This window comes from Rufibacter aurantiacus, from assembly GCF_017916345.1.
Lineage (GTDB): Bacteria > Bacteroidota > Bacteroidia > Cytophagales > Hymenobacteraceae > Nibribacter > Nibribacter roseolus.
In genome coordinates this window covers 1,213,808-1,232,760 of record NZ_JAFMSV010000002.1, presented here as the reverse complement: position 1 = coordinate 1,232,760, position 18,953 = coordinate 1,213,808, and the positions used below count along the sequence as shown (strand labels likewise).

The 18,953-nt window shown below is 53.7% G+C and carries 17 protein-coding genes; 12 read left to right on the top strand and 5 right to left on the bottom strand.

What is annotated here, in order from left to right:
• Positions 1-64 precede the first annotated feature (64 nt).
• The 6 genes from J3P34_RS10180 to J3P34_RS10155 all read left to right on the top strand — a co-directional run bounded on the left by J3P34_RS10180 (position 65) and on the right by J3P34_RS10155 (position 6,939).
• The gene (locus tag J3P34_RS10180) at positions 65-1,213 is read left to right on the top strand and encodes a glycoside hydrolase family 172 protein (protein WP_210488335.1); all 1,149 of its coding nucleotides are present in this window, start codon (positions 65-67) and stop codon (positions 1,211-1,213) included.
• A gap of 107 nt (positions 1,214-1,320) precedes the next feature.
• A complete protein-coding gene (locus tag J3P34_RS10175) occupies positions 1,321-2,490 on the top strand; it encodes a cellulase family glycosylhydrolase (RefSeq protein ID WP_210488333.1) in 1,170 nt (389 codons plus the stop codon).
• Between the two features lie 198 nt (positions 2,491-2,688).
• On the top strand, positions 2,689-3,777 hold the full coding sequence (locus tag J3P34_RS10170) for a glycoside hydrolase family 43 protein (RefSeq protein WP_210488332.1): 1,089 nt from the start codon (positions 2,689-2,691) through the stop codon (positions 3,775-3,777).
• 78 nt (positions 3,778-3,855) lie between these two features.
• Positions 3,856-5,466 carry a family 43 glycosylhydrolase gene (locus J3P34_RS10165; RefSeq protein WP_210488330.1) on the top strand — a complete coding sequence of 537 codons (1,611 nt, stop codon included), beginning with the start codon at positions 3,856-3,858 and terminating at the stop codon, positions 5,464-5,466.
• A gap of 489 nt (positions 5,467-5,955) precedes the next feature.
• Complete coding sequence (locus J3P34_RS10160) at positions 5,956-6,429, top strand: hypothetical protein (RefSeq protein ID WP_210488328.1); 474 nt, start codon at positions 5,956-5,958, stop codon at positions 6,427-6,429.
• A 21-nt stretch (positions 6,430-6,450) separates the two neighbouring features.
• Positions 6,451-6,939, top strand: coding sequence for a DUF421 domain-containing protein (locus J3P34_RS10155; RefSeq protein WP_210463207.1), 489 nt, complete (start codon positions 6,451-6,453; stop codon positions 6,937-6,939).
• Between the two features lie 109 nt (positions 6,940-7,048).
• On the opposite strand, the gene J3P34_RS10150 is transcribed toward J3P34_RS10155, so the two are convergent.
• Positions 7,049-7,777 carry an RDD family protein gene (locus J3P34_RS10150; protein WP_210488326.1) on the bottom strand — a complete coding sequence of 243 codons (729 nt, stop codon included), beginning with the start codon at positions 7,775-7,777 and terminating at the stop codon, positions 7,049-7,051.
• Positions 7,778-7,846: 69 nt separating this feature from the next.
• On the opposite strand from J3P34_RS10150, the gene J3P34_RS10145 reads away from it, so the two are divergent.
• The 6 genes from J3P34_RS10145 to J3P34_RS10120 all read left to right on the top strand — a co-directional run bounded on the left by J3P34_RS10145 (position 7,847) and on the right by J3P34_RS10120 (position 14,153).
• The gene (locus J3P34_RS10145) at positions 7,847-8,809 is read left to right on the top strand and encodes a stage II sporulation protein M (protein ID WP_210463209.1); all 963 of its coding nucleotides are present in this window, start codon (positions 7,847-7,849) and stop codon (positions 8,807-8,809) included.
• Positions 8,790-9,668, top strand: a complete 879-nt coding sequence (locus tag J3P34_RS10140; RefSeq protein WP_210488324.1) for a hypothetical protein — start codon at positions 8,790-8,792, stop codon at positions 9,666-9,668. Before J3P34_RS10145 ends, J3P34_RS10140 begins: the two co-directional genes overlap by 20 nt.
• Before the next feature lie 8 nt (positions 9,669-9,676).
• Entirely contained in the window at positions 9,677-10,408 is a 732-nt protein-coding gene (locus J3P34_RS10135; protein WP_210488322.1) for a DUF4129 domain-containing protein, read from the top strand.
• Positions 10,405-11,601: a DUF4350 domain-containing protein gene (locus J3P34_RS10130; RefSeq protein ID WP_210488320.1), complete on the top strand. Its 1,197-nt coding sequence runs from the start codon at positions 10,405-10,407 to the stop codon at positions 11,599-11,601. The genes J3P34_RS10135 and J3P34_RS10130 overlap by 4 nt, the downstream gene beginning before the upstream one ends.
• A 9-nt stretch (positions 11,602-11,610) precedes the next feature.
• Positions 11,611-12,606 carry an AAA family ATPase gene (locus tag J3P34_RS10125; RefSeq protein ID WP_210463213.1) on the top strand — a complete coding sequence of 332 codons (996 nt, stop codon included), beginning with the start codon at positions 11,611-11,613 and terminating at the stop codon, positions 12,604-12,606.
• 287 nt (positions 12,607-12,893) lie between these two features.
• Complete coding sequence (locus J3P34_RS10120; protein ID WP_345890347.1) at positions 12,894-14,153, top strand: DUF58 domain-containing protein; 1,260 nt, start codon at positions 12,894-12,896, stop codon at positions 14,151-14,153.
• 82 nt (positions 14,154-14,235) lie between these two features.
• Here the strand turns inward: J3P34_RS10120 and J3P34_RS10115 are convergent, their stop codons facing one another.
• The 4 genes from J3P34_RS10115 to J3P34_RS10100 form a co-directional block, all read right to left on the bottom strand.
• Positions 14,236-14,928, bottom strand: a complete 693-nt coding sequence (locus J3P34_RS10115; RefSeq protein WP_210488318.1) for a helix-turn-helix domain-containing protein — start codon at positions 14,926-14,928, stop codon at positions 14,236-14,238.
• A 273-nt stretch (positions 14,929-15,201) separates the two neighbouring features.
• Positions 15,202-16,242, bottom strand: a complete 1,041-nt coding sequence (locus J3P34_RS10110; protein WP_210488315.1) for a threonine aldolase family protein — start codon at positions 16,240-16,242, stop codon at positions 15,202-15,204.
• A 155-nt stretch (positions 16,243-16,397) separates the two neighbouring features.
• The gene (locus J3P34_RS10105; protein ID WP_210488313.1) at positions 16,398-17,621 is read right to left on the bottom strand and encodes a PepSY-associated TM helix domain-containing protein; all 1,224 of its coding nucleotides are present in this window, start codon (positions 17,619-17,621) and stop codon (positions 16,398-16,400) included.
• Between the two features lie 72 nt (positions 17,622-17,693).
• Positions 17,694-18,938: a DUF4374 domain-containing protein gene (locus J3P34_RS10100; RefSeq protein ID WP_210488311.1), complete on the bottom strand. Its 1,245-nt coding sequence runs from the start codon at positions 18,936-18,938 to the stop codon at positions 17,694-17,696.
• Between the last annotated feature and the right edge of the window lie 15 nt (positions 18,939-18,953).

The window sequence follows — 18,953 nt, the reverse complement described above, 5'->3', positions numbered from 1 at the left end:
CCGCAAGGTTGACCAAGGCTTTCCTGACCCAAATACCGTCGGACTTAAACCAAAATAGAATTTGATGAGACCTTTACTTTCATTATTCGCTATTCTCTGCCTGGCCACGACCGCTTTCGCGCAGCGGTCCGGAAACTTCAATGGCCTGGAGATGAACCTGGGCAACCTTTACCGTACCTCCAACGCCGAGACACGCTCCATCAGCCCCGAGAACTTCACCGGCGAGAAAGGCAAAGGCGGCATGGCTCCGCTGGACAAAGGTGTGCACGGGCGCCAGGCGCGGGAACTGGGCGTGGGCTGGAAGGTGAACCCGTTTATCTGGATTGAAGGTGGCAAAACCGTAACCCTGGCCGAGATTGACGGCTCCGGCGCCATCCAACACATCTGGATGACCCCCACCGGCAACTGGCGCTACTCTATTCTAAGGGTATACTGGGACGACGAGAAAGAACCATCCATTGAGGTGCCCGTGGGCGATTTCTTCGGGATGGGCTGGGGCGAGTACGCGCCGCTGAATTCTCTGGCCGTAACCGTGAACCCGGGCAGCGCCTTCAACTCATACTGGGTGATGCCGTTCCGGAAGAAGTGCCGCATCACCATGGAGAACACCCATTCTGAGCGTATGAACCTGTTCTATCAGATAGACTACACTCTTACCGATATCCCCAGCGATGCCGCCTATTTCCACGCGCAGTTCCGGCGCAACAATCCCACCAAGGGCTCTTTGTACACCCTGGTGGACGGTATCAGAGGCAAAGGCCAGTACGTGGGCACCTACATGGCTTGGGGCGTGAACAACAACGGCTGGTGGGGCGAAGGCGAGATCAAGTTCTACATGGACGGCGACAGAGATTTCCCCACCATCAACGGCACCGGCACCGAGGACTACTTCTGTGGCTCTTACAACTTTGAGAACAAGAAGACCCGCCAGTACGAGCCGTACTCCACCGCCTACGCCGGCCTGCACCAGGTGATCAGGCCAGATGGGCTGTACAACGCGCAACAGCGTTTTGGCATGTACCGCTGGCATATTGTAGACCCGGTCCGGTTTAGCAAAGACCTGCGCATCACCATACAGGACCTGGGCTGGCGCAGTGAGGACCGGTACCTGCCGCAGCAGTCAGACATCAGTTCGGTGGTGTACTGGTACCAGACCGAGCCGCACGCGCCGTTCCCCAAACTGCCGTCTAAAAACGAACTGGAGGTAAACTGATAAGCATACTGTTTAAGGCCTGATTTCTTGAAAACATCCTTTAAGCGGGAAGAGCCCAAGAACTCTTGCCAAAGAAATGAAACTACGCACTTAACTGAAACTGAACTATGAAATGGAAGTACTACCTGCTGGCCCTGGTTTGCGGCTTGTTAACCCAAAGTTGCGGCAGAAAAGATGCCACCACTCAGGAAACCGCCGCTAAACCCAGAACCGTCTGGAGTATAGACAAAGCCAAAGCCTGGTATAAAGACAAGGGCTTCATCATTGGGCCTAATTTCTCGCCCAGCACCGCCATCAACCAACTGGAGATGTGGCAGGCCGAAAGTTTTGACACCGCCACCATCAACCGCGAGCTGGGCTGGGCCGAGGACCTGGGCATGAACACGGCACGGGTGTACCTGCATGACCTGCTGTACCAGCAAGACTCGGCCGGTTTTCTGCAGCGGGTAGACACGTTTCTGGACATCGCGCAGCGGCACAACATCAAGCCTATCCTGGTGATCTTTGACTCCGTGTGGGACCCTAACCCCAAACTGGGGAAACAGCGAGAACCCCGGCCCCACGTGCATAACTCAGGCTGGGTGCAAAGCCCCGGATCAGTGGGGTTGCAGGATTCTACCCAGCACCCGCGCCTGGAGCGCTACGTGAAAGGCGTGATCAGGAGGTTTGCCAACGATGACCGCATCCTGGCCTGGGACATCTGGAACGAGCCAGACAACCTGAACCAGGGCTCGGCTTACGGCAAGCAGGAACTGCCCAACAAACTGGACTACGTGTTGCCTTTGTTGAAGAAAAGCTTTGTCTGGGCCCGCGCCGCCAATCCGGTGCAGCCGGTGACCTCGGCGGTTTGGAAAGGGAACTGGTCAAGAGAAGACTCGCTCACGGCCATTGAGAAAGTGATGCTGGATGAGTCAGACATCATTACCTTCCATAACTATGACAGCGCCCAATACCTGGAGCAGCGCATCAACTGGCTCAAGCGTTACGGCAAGCCCATGATCTGCACCGAGTATATGGCCCGGCCCAACGGCAGCACCTTCCAGAGCTCTCTGCCAGTGGCTAAGAAACACAACGTAGGCATGGTGAACTGGGGCTTCGTGGCAGGTAAAACCCAGACCATTTATCCCTGGGACAGCTGGGACAAAAATTACACCGCTGAGCCCAAAGTCTGGTTCCATGACATCCTGAGGAAAGACGGCACGCCGTACAGCCAGGCCGAGGTGGACCTGATCAAAAGCATGACCGGCGTGAGAGAAAAGGCCGTGGCCGCGCAGTGATTTGCTAAAGATCCGCTCCTGAATAATTGATACTAGAAACTGAATCTGCTTTCGAAGAGCAGTTACTGTTTTGGGCCAGTTTTTTAGAAATTGGCCGCAAAACGGAAACGTGAAATGGAGAGGGTAGTTGCCAGAGGGTGGCTGGTTTTAAAATGAATAATCCCGGCTTGGGCCGGAGGAAGGCGCCATAATAGAAGTATGAATCCCCATTTAAAGAAGTTAGTCTTTTTAGTTGCTTGTGGTGGGTGGCTGCTGGGCTGTAAGTCTAGTGCCACCCTGCCTGCGCCTGTTTCTACTGAAGCCCGGGAGACTGCATCCGCGCTTTATTTCACCAACCCCATCATGGACGGCGCTGATCCCTGGGTTCTGAAGAAAGACAGCGTGTACTATTCCTGCGGCTCTGGCAATGGCTCTATCTATGTCTCGCAATCCACGAAACTGACCGAATTGGGCAAGCGGGTGCCCGTATGGAAAGCCCCCGCCAGCGGTTGGAATGCGCATAACATCTGGGCCCCCGAAATCCACTACCTACAGGGCAAATGGTACATCTACTACGCCGCCGGGAAAGACCCGGGCGGGCCGTTCATCCACCAGCGCTCGGGCGTGCTGGAGTCCACCACCGATAGCCCGTTTGGGCCGTACGCAGACAAAGGCATGCTCTACACCGGCGACAGCCTGGAGAACCCGTCCTCGGTAAGGTGGGCCATTGACGTGTCGCCGTTCTATCTCAACGGGCAGTTGTACGCGGTATGGTCTGGCTGGGAAAAGAATGCTTTAACAGACAGAACCAAGCAGCATCTCTACATCGCCCGGATGAGCAATCCCTGGACCATTGCCTCTAACCGGGCCAAGATCTCTTCGCCCACCGAGCCCTGGGAAACCGGCGGGGAACTGGATCTCAACGAGGGCCCTGAGCTGCTGAAGAAAAAAGAGAAAGCCTTTTTGATTTACTCCTGCCGCGAATCGTGGCTCAAGGAATACCGGTTGGGGCAGCTGACCCTCAAAGACACCTTAGCCGATCCCATGGTGGCGAGTAACTGGACCAAGTCAAGCGCGCCCGTGTTTCAGGCTACCGCCAACGTACTGGGGGTGGGACACTGCAGTTTCACCACCTCGCCGGACAACACCGAGGACTGGATTTTCTATCACGCCAAGAAATCAGAAAAACCTGGCTGGCAGCGCGACATCCGGATGCAAAAATTCACCTGGACAGCCGATGGCTATCCGGTTTTCGGGGAGCCGGTGCCCTCCGGGGTTCCTATACCGGTGCCCTCGGGGCAGAAATAGAACTATCTGAATTGAATTGGTTAACCGTTTACAAACCCAGGGCCGGAACCAACCGGCAGACTGGCATTTCCTTTACCTATGAAAAAATACTTCCTCTCCATCTCAGCCGTAGTGCTGGGGCTATTGGCTTCCTCCTGTCAAAAGAACCAGGGCACTACCTCCCCAGAGACCTCAGCCGCGCCCGTGACCTCCACCCAGGCGGTGACCTACAGCAATCCCGTGCTGCCCGGCGACTACGCCGACCCTTCGGTAGTGCGCGTGGGCGATGATTACTGGGCCACGGCCACCTCTTCTGAGTGGGCACCATTGTACCCTATCCTGCACTCCAAAAACCTGGTAGACTGGGAGACTGTGGGTCACGTATTCCCCAATAAGCTGCCAGACTGGGCTGAGGCGCATTTCTGGGCCCCCGAGATCACCTATGACAAAGGCAAATTCTACATCTACTACACGGCCAAGAAGAAAGGCGGCAACCTCTGCGTAGGCGTGGCCAGCGCCACCAAAGCCACCGGCCCTTACACCGATCTCGGTCCGCTGGTGTGCCAGGAAGTGGGTTCCATTGACGGTTTCCCCATTAGAGATGAGAAAGGCGACCTGTACCTTATCTGGAAAGAAGACGCCAACAGCGTAGGCAAGCCTACACCGCTCTGGGGCCAGCGCATGAACGAGGAAAGAACCGCGCTCACCGGCGAGAAGTTTGAGCTCTTCCGGAACGAGAAAGGAACCTGGGAAGGCGGTCTGGTGGAAGGCCCGGCCCTCATCAAACGCAACGGCTACTATTACATGTTTTACGCCGGTGATGCCTGCTGCGGACGCGCCTGCACCTACGGCGTGGGCGTGGCCCGGGCGAAGGATATACGCGGCCCTTGGGAGAAATATGCGGGTAACCCCATCATGAAGAAAAACGAAACCTGGACCTGCCCGGGGCACGGCACCGTAGTCTCTGATGGCAAAGGCCGCGACTTTTTCCTGTATCACGCCTACAGCGCCAACAGCACCGTGTACCCGGGCCGCCAAGGCTTGCTGGACGAAATCACATGGGGTACGGATGGCTGGCCATCGTTCAAGAACGGTTCCCCTGCCTTAACCGCTACCGCGCCGTACAACACCAACGCCAAAGAGGAACTGGACATCCAGGAAGAGTTCACGACCAGCACCCTGGCACCCTCCTGGCAATGGTTTGTGGAGCAGACGCCCAAGTTCACGGTGCAGCCGGGTAACGGCGGTCGCTTGCTGCTGCAGGCTACCCCTGAGAAAGTGGGCAGTGTGTTATCAAAGCGCACCATAGAGGCAGACTATACCGCCACCACTGCCGTAAACCAGAAACAATTGGGCCAGGGAGTAGCCGCCGGCTTGGCCGCCATCGGGGACCCGCAGAACGCCATCGGGGTATCGGTGCGGAACGGGGAAATCACGCTATGGACGGTGAAAGAGAATAAAGAAACGGTGCACTCTAAAGTAGCGGCGCCAAAAGGAGATCTGCTGCAATTCAAACTCACTGCCGCTAAAGGTGACCAACTGCAATTCGCCTGGAGCGCTGATGGCACCACCTGGAATCCTCTGAACGAAGGCAACCCCCTAAACGGCGATTTCCTGCCACCCTGGGACCGGGGCGTGCGCATAGGCCTAACGGCCAAAGGACCAGTAGGTTCTGCTGCAGTATATGAATGGTACCGGTTGGTGCATTAGCAATTGAACTGACCTAATAGCTTATACTCCGTCTGAAAAGTGTTTCGGGGCTGTTTTCCAGAAAACAGCCCCGAAACACTTTTTAATTTGAAGCTGATTGCGGCGGGAGAATTGGCATTGTAGAAGTAGGGGCAATCCCTTGTGGTTGCCCTTCACGTTTGCTGTCACCAAAGGGCAACCACAAGGGATTGCCCCTACAGTTTGGGTTTTCTAGCTGTTTTCCAAAGAATAGGCCCAAAACGTTTCCTTCCCATCTCCCTGCCATTGTTGGTGTTATCACCAACAATCTAAACTGCGGTGACCTGCGCAAAGGCACATACCGCAGATTTTCCAACTTCCCCACACCTGTCGTTTAGAGGCCCTTTTTCAAAAATCAACCCCTGAACGGCCTGACTAAGGGTAACAAATTCCAGGAAGCCGAAGCGTAAGAGCAACCTAAAGTCTGGTTCAGGGTACTACCTAGAGTTGAGGTTTCATACTTGCCAGAATATGGAAAAGGATATAACACTGGCCGAGGATTACTATGCCTTCCAGCGCAAGGAATGGCTGGTGGCCCGGATATTTTGGATTGCCATGTCTTTTGTGCTGGCGGCGGCCGCCCTGGGGCTTTTCGGGAAGGGTTTGCTCAGTGACCGGACGGTGATCTCCCATGGGGTGCGGTTTGAATTCAACAAGTTCATGCGGGTAGAGAAAGGCACCGAGCTCCGGATTCATGTAACTCCCGGCGGGCAGAATGCGCAAGTCAGTTTCAACAATGACTACATCAATAAAGTACGGATAGACCAGATTATCCCTGAGCCGATCTCCGTGGAGGTAAAGGACCACCGGCTGGTGTACACCTTCAGTCTGGTGCAGAATGGGTTTATCACCTTTTTCCTGGTGCCTTACAAAACAGGATCCCAGCCCTTGGATGTCAACGTGGGCAATGCGCGCATGGCGGTCAACCAATTCGTCTATTTCTAAAGTTCAACCAAAACTGCTGCTATGGAATCCATCATTTTACGGGCCCTTACTGTTTATATCCTGGTCTTCGTTATCCTTCGCATGGCGGGCAAGCGAACCTTGGGCGAGATGACTGCTTTTGACCTGGTCTTGCTGTTGATCATCAGTGAGGCTGTGCAGAATGCCCTGGTAGACGACGATAAATCCATCACCGGTAGTATGCTGGTGATTCTGACCATGGTGTTCGCTGATATCATGGTCTCGCTGGCTACCAACCGGTTCAGGTTCCTGGACAGCGTCATCAACGGCATCCCGCTTATTATTCTGGAAAACGGCAAGCCGCTGCTGGATCGCATGAACAAGGCCCGCCTGCAGGAAGACGATATCCTGGAGGCCGCCCGCAAAACCCAGGGCCTGGAGAACATGGACCAGATCAAATACGCCGTGCTGGAAAAAGACGGCTCCATCAGCATCATCCCTTTCCACCTGAATGAAAACGGCATCAAGCCCAACATCATCAAAGAATCCTAGCCAAAGCATAAAGCCTTGACGAGGCTCAAAACCAAAAGCGGTGTTTCAGGCCTGATTCTGAGAAAACAGGACTGAAACACCGCTCTTATTTATTTGTAAGGAGGATGATTTACGCCTCCATATCGGCGGTGAGGTGGTGGTAGTCTTTGATGACGGTTTTGAGGAACTCGCGATCGGTCATGGTAGGGTTCACGCCCATGACTTCTTTGGCACGTTCCGCGATTCGGTTGAGCAGGGCCTCGTTCTTGTGCTCAATGGCTTTGGCCAGCAGTTTGCGCACCAGCGCCATGTCTTTGTCTGAGAGCATGGCCACCTCAGGGAACACAATGGTGTAGTTTTCCTCCAGCTGCACCTGAAACAGGTTCTTTTTCTTTACGGCGGTGGTTCTGATCACGCTGGTACCTGCCGCCACATCGCCCAGGCGCTGGCCTTTGCCCGTGATAGCGATAGTAGCAATGGCCACAATGCCGTAAAAAAAGATATCAATGGGCCGCAGAAGCCAGCGCAACAAATAATCCCCGATGCTGGGCGACTGTCCGCTCAGTTTGATCACCTTGATGTCTCGGGCCCTTTTTCCCAGGCTCTGGCCGTTCATGAAAATCTCGCAGAGCAGGTCGTAAAAGGTGTAAGGCAGCATGGCCAGAACGGCTGCTACAATGTAAGTTGCCTGGGGTACCTCGGCGGGAGCCAGTACCAGGATAAACACCAGGGCGCAGATGGTAAACCAGCCCATGCCCACCAACGCGTCAATGATATAGGCCAGGATTCTGTCACCCACGCTTGCGATCTCATACTCTACCTCCACATTCTGCGTGGTCCTGATTTTGATGGTTTCCATTTACTTGGTCAGCTGCTTTATTAACTTGCCTAAGTTAGATATATTTGGAAGGAAACAAAAAGACCAGGCATGCGCGAGGCCGCTTTCATCAAACAGAATTCAGCTAAATGGAAACGGTACGCCACCGAGCCCACGTCTAACCCAGATGAGCTCGCCGACCGCTTTATTGAGCTCACCGATGACCTGGCCTTCGCCCGTACCTTCTACCCAGACTCTGACAACACAGACTACCTCAACAGCCTCACCGGCAAGGTGCACCAGGCCATTTACCGCAACAAGAAAGAGAAAGGCAATCGCTTTGTGCTGTTCTGGAAACAGGAGTTGCCTTTGCTCATGGCGCAGTACCACCGGCAGTTGTTCTATGCGTTCCTCATTTTTGCGGCGGCCGTTTTCATTGGGGCGATTTCTGCGGCCTATGACGACACCTTTGTGCGCCTCATCCTGGGTGACCAATACGTGAACCAGACCGTGGACAACATCCGGAAGGGTGACCCCATGGCGGTCTACAAGCAGGCCGATGAAACCATCATGTTCCTGACCATTACCTATAACAACATCAAGGTGGCGTTCATTGCCTTTGCCATGGGTGTTTTGCTTTCTGCGGGTACTTTCTGGATTCTGCTCAAAAATGGCATCATGCTGGGCGCCTTCCAGTACTTTTTCTACAAGCAGGGATTGCTGCTCAGCTCCATGCTCACCATCTGGATTCACGGTACCCTGGAGATATCCGCTATCATCATTGCCGGGTGCGCCGGTTTTGTCATGGGCAACAGCCTGCTCTTCCCCAAGACTTTCTCCCGGCTGGAGTCTTTCCGGCGTGGGGCCAAAGACGGGATGAAGATTGTGGTGGGGCTGGTGCCTATCTTTATCATGGCCGGTTTCCTGGAAGGTTTTGTGACCCGCCATACCCAGATGCCCCTGTTCGCCAGTTTGCTCATTATTGGGGGCTCGGCGGCATTGATCGTTTTTTACTTTCTCTTATATCCTTACTGGCTGCAAGCCAAGTTACCTAATGAAAGACCAGTTGATTGAGTTCAGGCTAGAGCGTGATTTAAGCCAGAAACTGAATGCCACCATTGCGTTTCTGCGGCAGAACTTCAGGCCGCTTTTCAAGTGCATTCTGCTTTTTGTAGTGCCTTTTGCGCTGCTGGCGGGAATCTTCTCCGGTATCTACCAAAGTACCCAACTGGAGGAGCTTTCAGGGGCGGTGGAGTACGGGTCCATGGGGGCGTACACGTTTGCCCAGACCGTGAACTCGGCGCATTACTGGGTGAGCCTGTTTTTCTCGCTGGTGAGTTTTGTGCTCTTGAGCCTCACCATCTATTCTTACATGCTGCAGTACATGCAGCACCGGGGCCAGGTTGATTCAAGCCAGGTGTGGGAAGGCATCAAAAGCAACTTCATTCCGGTGTTGTACTCCAGCGTGGGCGTGATCCTGATAGGCATTCTGGCTACTTTGCTGCTGGTACTGCCGGGCATCTACGTGGCAGTGGCTTTATGTATGTTCGCGCTGGTGATGTTGCATGAAGAAGTAGGTTTCCTGGATGCCGTGGAGCGCTGCTTTTACCTGGTCAAAGGCTATTGGTGGCCCAGTTTCGGGTTTCTGCTGTTGCTGGCCTTGCTGCAGGGTGTTATCGGGTTTGTGGCCTCGGTGCCGGCCATGGCGCTGTATATCCTGCGTATTCTGCACTTACCGGCCGGCGAGAGCGATGTGTTGCTGGTGATTGCCACTTCCTTCACCACCTTTATCAGTCTACTGCTGTATGCGCTTAGCCTCACCGGTGTGGCTTTCCTGTATTTTGACCTGGTGGAGAAGAAAGAAGGCGTGGGTCTGATGGAGCAGGTAAACCAGATTGGTGCCCAGCGGGAGACATCTTTAGACCTGTTATAATCCTGCCTGTGCGCTTTCCCCAGCTTCTATTCTTCCTGCTTTTTCTGTGCTGTATGCTCAGCGGTAACACCTCCGTTGCCGTGCCGTCTCAAACGCCGGCCCCGGCAGCCGTTGCACCCTTGCAGGTGCGCTACCCCAATGCCCAGAAACTGCAGGAGCTCCGCGAGAACAAAGACTTTCAGTATCAGCAGGACATCCGGCCAGATATGTCTTTCTGGGAGCGTTTCTGGCGGCGCGTAGGCGATTTCCTGAACAGTCTCCTGGGCAAAACCTCTTACAACGGCTTCTGGAAGTACGTGCTCTACGCCATTGCCATTGCCACCACCGTGTTTGTCATTTTGAAGCTGTTTCAGGTGGATTTCTCGGGCCTGTTCGGTAGAAAGCCGGCGGCGGCTGCCCTTTCCTATGAGACCTACCGCGAGAACATCCATGAGATAGATTTTGCGGCCCTGCTGGAGGAGGCCGAGGCCCAGGGTGATTACCGCCGCGCCATCCGGTTGTATTACCTGCGCACTTTGAAAACCCTCACCGACGGTGGCTTCATTGACTGGCGGCCGGGTAAAACCAACTGGAGCTATGTACACGAGCTGCAGAACTCGCCTTTGCAGAAGCCATTTGAACGCGTGACCCAGCTGTTTGAGTACGTGTGGTACGGCGGCTCAGCGGTAGACGAGCAGAAGTTTTTGGCCGTAAGAAACTCGTTCCAGCAGTTTAACCAGTCTTTAGTAAAAACGGCATGAAAAACTACCGTTTATACGCGCTGGCCCTGGGGGTGCTTTTCGCCGTTTTTGTGGTGGTGGAATACTATCGGCCTAAACCCATTGACTGGAACCAGACCTTCTCCAACAAAGACAAGATTCCGTACGGTGCCTACGTGCTTTTTGAGCTCTTGCCAGACCTTTTCCCTGGTCAGTCTGTTACCTCCGTCCGGTTACCGGTGGTGAACCAGGTAGAGGAAAACAGCATACTTAGGGAAGATAGCACGGCAGCACCGGTGAATTATCTGTTTGTCAATGGGGCTACGCAATTAGACAAGCTGGAGCTAAAAACGCTGCTCCAGTTTGTGGCGCAGGGCAGCAACGTTTTCATCAGCTCCCACCATTTCTCCCGACCGCTACAAGACACCTTGGGCTTTAAACTGGAGTTCGCGCCCAAACATGATTCCCTGGGACTGGTTTTCACGCACCCGCAGCTTTCGAAGAACAAACCGGTGCAGTATGCCTGGGACAAGGTGAACCGCACCATCACCCTGAACGCAAACCACGCAGCCACCGTGCTGGGCAAGAACACGGCCGGCGGCGTCAACTTTGTGCAGATCCGGTTTGGGAAGGGAAGCTTTTACCTCAGTTCGGTGCCATTAGCCTTTACCAATTACCACGTCATCCATCCGGTGCAGAGTAAGTACGCGGCGCAGGCGCTGTCGCATTTGCCGGTGAGGCCCGTGTGGTGGGACGAGTACCAGAAGCAGGGCGCCGAGGGCGATGACTCGGTGTTCAGGGTGCTGCTGAGCCATGAAGCTTTGGCCTGGGCGTATTACCTTGCCTTAGGGGGTCTGCTGCTTTTTGTGTTGTTTGAAAGCAAACGCACGCAGCGCATCATTCCCGTGGTGGAGAAACCCAGGAACACCACGCTGGAATTTGTGCGCGTCATCGGGAACCTGTACTTCAACTACCGAGACCATAAAGTCATTGCCGAGAAGAAAATCAATTACTTTCTGGAGTACCTGCGCCTGCATTACTTTGAATCTACCCGGGTGCTGGACCAGGAACTGCAGACCCGCATTGCCCATAAGTCTGGGATTGCCACCTCAGAAGTAAGCGAGCTTTTCCGGCTTATCAACTACGTGCGCGCCACTGATACCCTGGAAGATCATAACCTGTGGCAGTTGAACAAACAATTAGAAAGCTTTTACCGGCAAGCTAACAGCCGATAACGAATAAACATGGAACCACTAGAAGAAGCCGCGTTAGGGCTGGCACCACAAACAGATTTCTCTGACCTGCAGCAGGCCGTAGGGCAAATAAAGGAAGAACTCCGCAAGCGGATCATCGGGCAGGAAGCCTTTATTGATCTCCTGCTGGTCGCTATCCTGGCGGATGGGCACGTGCTCATTGAAGGCGTGCCGGGCATTGCCAAAACCTTGACTGCCAAATTGCTGGCCCGCACCATTGACGTGGGTTTTAACCGCATCCAGTTCACCCCAGACCTGATGCCCTCTGACGTGCTGGGAACCTCGGTTTTCCATCCGGGTACGGCTACTTTCCAGTTCAAGCAGGGCCCTATTTTCTCCAACATCGTGCTGATTGACGAGATCAACCGAGCCCCGGCCAAAACGCAGTCTTCCTTGTTTGAGGTAATGGAAGAGCAGCAGATCACGCATGACGGGACTCAGTACGCCATGGCCGATCCGTTTATTGTGCTGGCTACCCAGAACCCCATTGAGCAGGAGGGTACCTACCGACTGCCCGAGGCCCAGCTGGACCGTTTTATGTTCAAGATTCTGGTGCAGTACCCGTCTCTGGCCGAGGAGGTAGCCATTTTGGGTGTGCACCACAACCGTCCGGCTCTGCAGCAGACCCTGGACGAGATCCGGCCCGTACTCACCGCTGAGAAGGTGTCCATGCTTAGAAAGCAGGTGCGCGAGGTGCACGTAGATACCAAGGTGCTGGAGTACATTGCCCAACTGGTGGTGCAGACCCGCGCAAACAAGTCACTGTACCTGGGCGCCTCGCCGCGGGCATCGCTGGCCCTGCTCAACAGCGCCAAAGCGCTGGCCGCCATCAGGAACCGCTCCTTTGTGATCCCCGAGGACGTGCAGGAACTGGCCCCATCTGTCCTGCGCCACCGCATCCTGCTCTCCCCGGAACGCGAGATGGAAGGCGCCACCCCAGACGATGTCATCAAGCAGATCATTCAGAAAACCGAGGTTCCCCGCTAAAGGGTGGTTACCAGTATAGTTGCTTTTTGGCTATGTAAATGCCTTTTGCTGATTTCCTCCTTCGCTACGCATTCCGTCCCTCTTTGAAGGGGGTAGGGGGATGACAAGGCCGTTCAAACAGCAAAGGACCTTCACTCCAAAGCAACCACCGCATCCCTATTTTAAACCCGTTTTCCCCAAATCAACCCTAAAACGCTCAACCCCTGAAAGCACTCATCTCCTTTTTTAACCGCCTGTATCTCACCAGGTACTTCTTCTACGCCTTCTCTGCGGCGGTAGGGTTGTTTGTGCTGGCTTTCTTCTTTCCGCCCTTTTTGTTCCTGGTGAAGATCCTGTTTGGGGTGCTGGTGCTGTTTGTGCTGGTAGACATGGCCGCGCTGTTTCGCCACCCCGAGGGGATTTCGGCGTCGCGCAGTATGCAGGAGAAGCTTTCCAACGGGAGCGAGAACCCGGTGTACCTGTACGTGGAGAACCGCTACGGCTTTCCGGTACGGCTGGAGGTGATTGAGGAGCTGCCGTTCCAGTTCCAGAAGCGCGATGCAAGTTTCCTGGTGCAGGTGCCGCCTGGCGAGACGCACGTGATTGAGTACCTGCTGCGGCCGGTGCAGCGCGGCGTCTATTCCTTTGGGGCCACCAATGTGTTTGTGAACGGGCCTTTGCAGCTGGTGCGCCGCCGTTACCAGTTTGGGCAGGGGCAGGAAGTGCCGGTGTACCCCTCGTTCCTGCAGCTGCGCCAGTATGAACTGTTGGCGGCCTCGCAGCACCTCACGGCCATGGGTATCAAGAAAGTGCGGAAAGTAGGCCACAGCGCCGAGTTTGAGCAGATCAGGTCGTACGTGGCCGGCGACGACCAACGCACCATCAACTGGAAAGCCTCGGCCCGCAAAGCAGAGCTCATGGTGAACCATTACCAGGACGAGAAATCGCAACAGGTGTATTGCCTGATTGACAAAGGCCGCGTGATGGAAATGCCGTTTGCCGGTTTAAGCCTGCTGGACTACGCCATCAACGCCACGCTGGTACTCTCCAACGTGGCCTTGCGCAAGGAAGACAAAGCCGGACTCATCACGTTCTCAGACCAGATCGGGTCAATGCTGCCCGCTGAGCGCCGGGCTTCGCAGTTGCAGAAGATTCTGGAGTTGCTCTACAGCCAAACCACCAAATTCCAGGAAACGGATTTCCAGCGGCTGTACGTCACCGTGCGGACTAAGATAAAACAGAGGAGCCTGCTGCTGCTCTTCACTAACTTTGAGACGCTCAACGGCGCCAAGCGCCAGCTGCCGTACCTGCGCAAACTAGCCAAACACCACCTGGTGCTGGTGATCTTCTTTGAGAACACCGAGACCCGCGCCCTACTGGAGAAACCCGCCGACAGCACCGAGGAAATCTACCTGAAAGCCGTTGCGGAGAAGTTTGCCTATGAGAAGCGCCAGATTGTAAAGGAATTCGCGGCCCACGGCATCCACTCCGTCTTAACGCCACCAGACAAGCTCACCGTCAACACCATCAACAAATACCTGGAGTTCAAATCCCGCGGCTTGCTGTAGGATAAGGGCAAATTCCTCTTTTGGGCTCTTTTTTAAAAATCGGGCCGGAAAAAGGAATCGTCACCAGCCCTACCAAAAGCACCTAGATCAGGTCAAAGGCACGGGCGTACTGCGAGATTTCGAAAAAGGAATGGGTATTCAGCTTTGTCTTGATGTTGCGGCGGTGGGTGTTCACGGTCTTCTCTGAGATGTACATTTCCTGCGAGATTTCCTGCGAACTTTTGCCCAAGGCCACCAACCGCAGTACTTCCCGCTCGCGCGGGCCCAGCAGGGCGAACCTCTGGTAATGCTGGCGCAGGAAAGCGTTCTCTTCCAGCACCCGGTTTATTTTGGCCGTGACGTGGTTCATAGGATTTACCGCAATGGCAATGGTGATGGAGAGCAGCGGCAAGCCTTCCTCATCACGCATGAAAATCTTAACCGAGCTCAGGTGAAGCATCCAGTCTTCCTGGTCATGGAAGCGCACCTGCTGGAAAAAGGAGAGGACCTCATCCTGGTCATTGCGGCTAAGCAGGCCCTGAATGAGTTTGGGGATATAATCGGCAGACTCTATGGGGTTGAAGAAGCGGGAGTGGAATTCCGCACCCATCTGCTGCAACTCTTCCAGGGTAGTCCCAATCTGTCGGAGCCCCCTGAGGGACATATACTCCACCGCCAGGTCTTTCTGGATGTTATGAATGACGACCACGCCGGGCAACAAATCGGCGATGGCCGCTACCTCAGATATTTTTTCCTCAATCTTTTGCCGAAGGCATACAGGGGGAGATGCTTTCATTGGTCTGTGGCTAGGGGATGTCTATTGTAAAAATAGATTTTTTAGTGAATTTATATCCATCTTACCTGGCAGAGGCTTGAAATAAATACCTCTAAAGTTAAAAAACAGTATTTAGTCTGGAGAAAAGGAGGGGGAAAGTACCAGGAAGGCTTAAAAAGCGAAGAGCCACTTCCAAGTATTACCTTGTAAGTGGCTCTTCTGGATAAATCAATGTGTCCATCAATCTAAGGACAAGCGGCGGGTTCAGTAGGTAACAGGCGTAAGTAAGAGTAATTACTTTGCTGCCGCAGAAAGGCTTTTTACTTCCTGTAAGAACTGGTCTACCTGCTCTTCGGGGGTCGCCCAGGAGGTGATTAATCTAATGGCCGAGACTTCGCCGGGCATTTTCCGCCAGACAAAGAAGCCGTAGTTTTTAGAAAGTTGGGCAATAAATGCATCTGGCAGGATGGGAAATATCTGGTTTGTTTCTGACTGGGTCAGGAAAGAGTAGCCGAGTTCCTGCAGTTGCCGGGCTATTTTTTTGGCCATGGCGTTGGCGTGGCCCGCCAGGTGGAACATGAGGTTGTCGCGCAGCAGCTCCACGAACTGAATCCCGAATAATCGGCCCTTGGCCAGCAATGCGCCACGCTGTTTGATGTAGTATTTGAAGTCCTTGCGCAGGCTGGCGTTACAGATCACAATGGCTTCGCCGATCAACCCTCCGCTTTTGGTGGCACCCAGGTAAAAGATATCGGTGAGAGCGGCTACGTCTGCCAGCGTGAGGTCATTTTTCTGAGCCGACAAAGCCATGGCCAAGCGGGCGCCGTCCATGAACAGCAGCAGGTTGTTCTCCTGGCAGAAGGCGTACAGATCGGTTAATTCCTGTTTTTTATAGATGGTCCCAATCTCGGTGGAGTTGGAGATGTAGACAATTTTGGGCTTTACGGTATGGTACTCAGGAAACTTGTTGAGCAACGGCCTGATGAGGTCTGGGCTTAACTTGCCGTCTGGGGTGGTCACGGTTTCAATCTTATGCCCGGTAGCTTCAATGGCGCCCGCCTCATGGTTGTTGATGTGCCCCGTCTCGGCAGCGATCACAGACTCATAGGTCTTAAGGAAAGCACTCAGCACAATAAGGTTCGCTAGCGTGCCTCCGGCCACCAAATGCACATCCAGGTCTGGTTGTTTGCACAGAGTCTTGATGGCGGCCACAGACTCCAGGGAGAAGGCATCGTTCCCGTAGCCGGCCTGCTGCTGGGTATTGGTCTCGGTTAGTCTTTGTAAGATATTAGGGTGACAACCCTCGCTGTAGTCATTGGTGAAACTATAAAGCATGGTGGTTTTGCTATCTGGAAATTGGGGTTTGGACAAAGATACAGCAGCGCACTACAAGTTTACGGGTTCCTAGCCCTAAACTTAAAAAGAGAAAGCAGGCGGAAGGCCTGCTTTGGAAAGTGAAGAAATCTGAGAATGGGGCTGTTCGGTCGCTTCTATGCCGTTGCCACACCGGAATTTTTGGGTCTGGTGCTTTCTGCATTTCTGGCAAGATTAGCCTTCTTCTTGGTTTTCTTATTTTTGTTCCACCACACCAGAAACCCGGTAATGGGCAAACTGGCACAGATGAGGCTGATGGAAAACGCCAGGATTTTGCCCGGCAATCCCCAGACCGCCCCAATGTGGATGTCATAGTTGAGCATGGTCAATTTGTCTGCGGTATTTGCCTCTGTATAACGGTCACCCTGCACCCGGTAAAGCGCCAGCGTGTACTGGTCATAGTAATACTCATTGCGGTTGTACCAGGAACCTTGGTTCTGGTAGGCGATGATTTCAAGGGCATCGTCCTTGTCTTCCAGAATCGGGGTCATGTAAAAGCCCTGTGCGTCTGGTTCTACGGCGATGGTTTTGTACCAGGCCCGGTCCAGCGCCGATACCGTATTATTGGCCAACAAACCCGCTTTAGTAGTGTCTGAATGCGGATGGTGGTGCCCCGGCATTTCTTTTCCGCCGGAGGTCACGTAGTACAGGCCTTCCTCAAACCACTTAAAGCTCCAGACCAAGCCGGTAACCCCCAGCACAAAGGCCAGGATCAGAGTGTAAAAACCCAGTACGTTGTGCAGGTCATAGTTCACCCTTTTAAAACTGCCGCTCCATTTGATTTTAAAGCTTTTATCGCGGTTGGATTTGTTCCAGCGTTTGGGCCACCACATCACCAATCCGGTAATGAGCAGCACCAAGAAAATGAGGGTACAAACCCCCACAATCGGCCGGCCAATTTCATAAGGAAGCCAAAGGGCCCGGTGCCCATTGATAATGAAGCGGAAGAAATCGAACTCACCCTCTCCCAATGATTGCTGTTTCTTCAAGAACTGGCCGGTATAAGGATTGAGAAAAACAGCCGTAAAATGCTCTTTGTTCTGAAAGCCCACTGCGGCAGCGCCTTCGCGGTTGCTATAGGTCAGGCCGGTGGGCTTGGCATTAGGCATGTAGGCCAAAGCAGTGTCTAGCAACTGGCTGGGCGGTACAAAAGCTTTTTCCTGGGCCTCCACAAAGCGCCAGGGCTCCAGGGCATCTTTGATCTCCTGCTGAAAAGCGTAAAAACAACCCGTGATGCTCACGATAAACACCACAATGCCTGATACCAGACCCAGCCAAAGGTGGAGCCAGTCGTTGAGGCGTCTTAGCGGACTTGGGTTGTTTGATTTTTTACTTTTCATGATGTACGCTGGGGAATGGGTAAAGAATACCACCAGCCTCAGATGAATAGGCCAAGGCTGGTGGTAGGTAGGTTATTTCAGTCTGGCAATTCCGCCTAAGAAAGAGCCTTCAATCATTGCTCCTTTGGTAGCGGTGGCGGTAGCGATATCGGTCTGGTAGATGTTTACCACCCCATTGGTGGAAATGGCGGTGTATACTTTGCCTTCATCAAGCAAGGCCGCGAAGCTTCTGCCTCCGTTACCGGTGAACTGAGGCGCATTGGCTACCAGAGTGATGGTTTTAGCCGATAGGTCCACAATGGCAAGGCGCAGGTTTTTGTCAGACCATCTGTCTGCCAGGGTAGGAGCTACCGTGGTGATGGCCGCAAATAACTTATTATTGCCTATGTAGATCGCGTGGGCAATCTTGCCGCCGTTAGGCGCGGTATCTGTGTTGAAGAAGTAGTTTTGGTCAAATTCTGTAGAACCAGCCGCAATACGCAGAATGCCGGCGGGCTTGGTTGATTGGCTGTAGCCGTTATTGTAGCTGCTGTTGGAAACAGTATATAAATCGCCGTTCTCGGTTTTGAAGATACCTGACTGGGTATTGAATGCCCCCGCCGGACCTGTACGAGTATCTTTGATCACTTTCTGTAGCCCGAAGCCCGGATAGCTATAGATGGCCACGTAGCAGGTATCGGTGTTAGCGGTAGCGTAGGTGGTATGGTTCACCGGATAGAAGGTCTGGAACAGTTGGTTTCCTCTTACTCTCATGCCGGTATGGAACAGCCAATCTCTGTTGCTAGGGTGAATGCTGTTCATGGGAACATCGGCTCTGCTGGTGATGGCGTTGGAGGCAACGTTCACCGTATAGAATTTGGCATTAAGGCCAGCCGTTGGCGAAGCAGGTAAGGATACGCCCACCATAGTAGTACCGGTTCCGTCTGGACCTATGAAGTCATTGTTGGCCAGTTCAAAGGTAAGACCGGTTTTGGTGGTCAGTTGGTTAGAGGAATTGAGGGTGATGGCATTGACATCGGTGATGCCTAATCCGCCAATACTATAGAAAGTGCCTCCCCCGAAAGCGTAATCACGGTAGCCAGACTGCAACAAACCGTTCCCGGTCAGGGAGATAGTGCCGCTCATGAGGTTGCTGGTCTGCACTACATAATTAGTGGTGGAGGTAGAAGTGGTAACCCCTACTCCCAGGGCATACACTTTGTCTGTTCCAGTACCCGGCGTAGGATCGTCGCTCTCGTTATCGCTACAGGAAAAGGAGGTAAAGACCACTCCTGCAAAAAGGCTTATTTTGGCTAGTTGTTTGATCACTGATTTCATTTAAATAATTATTGG